Source organism: Dissulfurimicrobium sp. (assembly GCF_049968175.1).
Taxonomy (GTDB): domain Bacteria; phylum Desulfobacterota; class Dissulfuribacteria; order Dissulfuribacterales; family Sh68; genus Dissulfurimicrobium; species Dissulfurimicrobium hydrothermale.
This window is the reverse complement of the sequence record NZ_JBMFRG010000101.1, coordinates 1-3,136: the sequence shown is the minus strand read 5'-3', so window position 1 is coordinate 3,136 and position 3,136 is coordinate 1. Positions and strand designations below refer to the sequence as shown.

The 3,136-nt window shown below is 47.3% G+C and carries 2 protein-coding genes and 1 pseudogene; all 3 read right to left on the bottom strand.

Annotated elements, in window-relative coordinates:
• Nucleotides 1-94: 94 nt before the first annotated feature.
• Nucleotides 95-1,996, bottom strand: a complete 1,902-nt coding sequence (gene dnaK, locus ACP5SG_RS09515) for a molecular chaperone DnaK (RefSeq protein ID WP_237888326.1) — start codon at nt 1,994-1,996, stop codon at nt 95-97.
• 61 nt (nt 1,997-2,057) lie between these two features.
• Nucleotides 2,058-2,669, bottom strand: coding sequence for a nucleotide exchange factor GrpE (gene grpE / locus ACP5SG_RS09510; RefSeq protein WP_428124023.1), 612 nt, complete (start codon nt 2,667-2,669; stop codon nt 2,058-2,060).
• Nucleotides 2,666-3,136: pseudogene (locus tag ACP5SG_RS09505) on the bottom strand (heat-inducible transcriptional repressor HrcA); the annotation flags it as partial. The pseudogene ACP5SG_RS09505 and the gene grpE, both read right to left, overlap by 4 nt.

Genomic DNA, 3,136 nt, shown 5'->3' with positions numbered 1-3,136 from the left:
TGGGATATCGACATACCCCTGAATGGCCATTTACACAAATTATTTTACACCCTCTGCAATGCGCCTTTATCTTTTTGATGGTTCGGATTTAAAATTATTTTACGTCTTCGAAATCGGCGTCTACTACATCTTCATTGCCGCCGCCTTTTCCCTTGCCTGACTCTTCACCGCCGCCTGCCGTGCCGCCTTCCGATGCCTTTTTATACATCATTTCAGCCAGTTTATGGGATGCCTGTATAAGTTCATCCTGTGCCTTTTTGATGGCCTTGATATCAGTCCCTTCAAGTTCTCTTTTGAGTGCCGCTATCTTGTCGTTTATCTGGGTCTTTATGGCCTCATCCACCTTGTCCCCAAGGTCGGCGAGACTCTTTTCGGTGCTGTAGATAAGACTGTCGGCGTGATTCCTGGCATCTATGAGTTCTTTGCGCTTGCGGTCTTCCTCGGCATGAAGTTCGGCATCTCTTATCATTTTTTTGATCTCTTCCTCAGTGAGGCCGCTTGATGCCTGGATGCGTATTGATTGTTCTTTACCGGTTGCAAGGTCTTTGGCCGAGACATTTAGGATTCCATTTGCATCTATATCGAAGGTGACTTCGATCTGTGGTACGCCCCTCGGCGCAGGTGGGATGCCTACGAGTTCAAAGCGCCCTATGGTCTTATTGTCGGAGGCCATTTCCCTTTCACCTTGAAGGACATGAATGGTAACAGCATTCTGGTTGTCAGCAGCAGTCGTAAATATTTGGCTTTTTTTGGTGGGGATGGTGGTATTTTTTTCTATGAGCTTTGTCATAACGCCGCCAAGGGTTTCTATACCGAGTGAAAGCGGCGTTACGTCAAGGAGAAGTACATCTTTTACCTCGCCCTTCAAGACAGCGCCTTGGATTGCTGCGCCGATGGCCACAACTTCATCAGGATTGACACCCTTGTGAGGCTCTTTGCCAAATATCTCTTTTACCTTCTCCTGCACCCTCGGCATGCGGGTCATGCCACCCACAAGGATCACTTCGTCTATATCAGCGGCCGTCAGCCCTGCGTCTTTGAGCGCCGTCATACACGGCGGCACCACACGGTCTATCAGGTCGGAAACCATGCTTTCAAGTTTCGCCCTAGTCAGCTTAACCACCAGGTGTTTGGGGCCAGAGGCATCTGCCGTGATAAACGGCAGATTGATCTCGGTCTCGGCAGTGGTTGAGAGTTCACATTTTGCCTTTTCAGCGGCCTCTTTGAGCCGCTGCAGCGCCATTCGATCCTGTCTTAGATCTATGCCATTTTCCCTCTTGAATTCATTGGCGAGCCAATCGACGATCTTGAGGTCGAAGTCCTCGCCGCCCAAGAATGTGTCTCCATTTGTAGCTTTTACCTCGAATACGCCTTCCCCTATCTCGAGGATTGATATATCAAATGTACCGCCGCCAAGGTCAAAGACTGCTATCTTTTCCTCTTTTTTCTTGTCGAGGCCGTATGCAAGGGAAGCGGCTGTCGGCTCATTTATTATGCGAAGGACGTTAAGTCCTGCAATGCGGCCCGCGTCCTTTGTGGCCTGGCGCTGGCTGTCGTTAAAATATGCCGGCACGGTTATTACCGCATCTGTTACCTTTTCGCCAAGGTAGTCTTCAGCGGTCTGTTTCATCTTTGTGAGTATCATGGCGGATATCTCAGCCGGGCTGTATTGTTTTCCTCTGATTTCGACATATGCGTCACTGTTGGGGCCCTCGACGATCTTATATGATACGATGCCCTTTGATTTTTGGACCTCGGGATCGGAGAATTTCCTCCCAATCAGCCTCTTTACCGCAAAGACCGTATTTTCCGCATTAGTTACGGCCTGTCTTTTCGCAAGCATGCCTACCAGTCGTTCGCCTTTGTCGGTAAAGGCTACAACCGAAGGGGTAGTGCGGCCGCCTTCAGCGTTGGCCAAGACCTTCGGATCACCACCTTCCATTATGGCAACACAGGAATTTGTGGTGCCTAGGTCTATCCCAATGACTTTAGCCATATTTCTTTATCCTCCTTATAAAATCGTTGTATTTTTGTTTAAAATAGCGCTTTTGGATAAACTAAGCACTTGTTTCGCCTTGTCCACTGCCGCCGCACGGTTTTTTTGATACGACCACCAATGCAGGCCTCAGGAGTTTTTCGTGCAAGGTGTAGCCCTTTAAGAGTTCTTTTATAACAGTGTTTTCCTCATGTTCGTGGCTTTCTTCGATGCAGATGGCCTCATGTAGATTTGGGTCGAATCTCTGTCCTTCCGCTACAAAGGTCTTCAGACCAAACCTTTCAAGGGTCTTGAGATAGCCTGAAAGTGTAAGTTCGAGTCCTTCGATCAGCCTGTCGATGTCTCTGCTTTCCTTAGAGGCAGCCACCGCCCTTTCGAGATTGTCTAGAAAGGGCAGCAGCTCATTTGAAAAGGACTCAAGGGCATATTTCATGTGCTCTTCTTTTTCGCGCTCGATCCGTTTTTTGAAGTTTTCAAGCTCTGCTGCCAGGCGCAACATCTTGTCTTTGCATGCAGCTATCTCTTGATCTTTTTCTTTAAGTCTGGCGACTAACTCTTCGTAATCTTCTTGTCCACGGGTTTGTTGTTGATCTTGCCGTTGATCTTGTTCTTTATTTTGTACCTCAGTTTGTTGTTCTTGTTGTTCAGTTTCATGTATATTCATAATCTTCATAACTCCTTTAATTTTTCGCTTAAGACCTTGGCGGTATATTCAACAAGGGGGATCATTCTGGCGTAATTCATCCGCATAGGTCCTAATATGCCGAGGGTGCCAAGCGGTCGGCCTGTATCGGAATATGAAGAAAGTACTATACCACAACAAGGGCCTTTGTCTCCAAAGCCTTCATAGCCTATGAATATCTGCATCTTGTTTGATTCAAGGCACTTATCCAGGAGGGTAACCAAGTTTTTTTTCTCTTCGAGCGTCTTTAACATAGCCCTAAGACGGGTGATTTGGTAGAATTCAGGTTGATTTAAGAGATTTTGTCTCCCGTCTATAAAGAATTCTCCATAGGTTTCGGATGATTCCTGTCTGTCTAAAAGTTCGTTGATCAAGATGTTGAATATGCGCTTTTCCTCCTGAAGTTCCTGCATCACGGCGTCCCTGGCCTCTTTCAAGTCCTTGCAGCGATCAAGGAG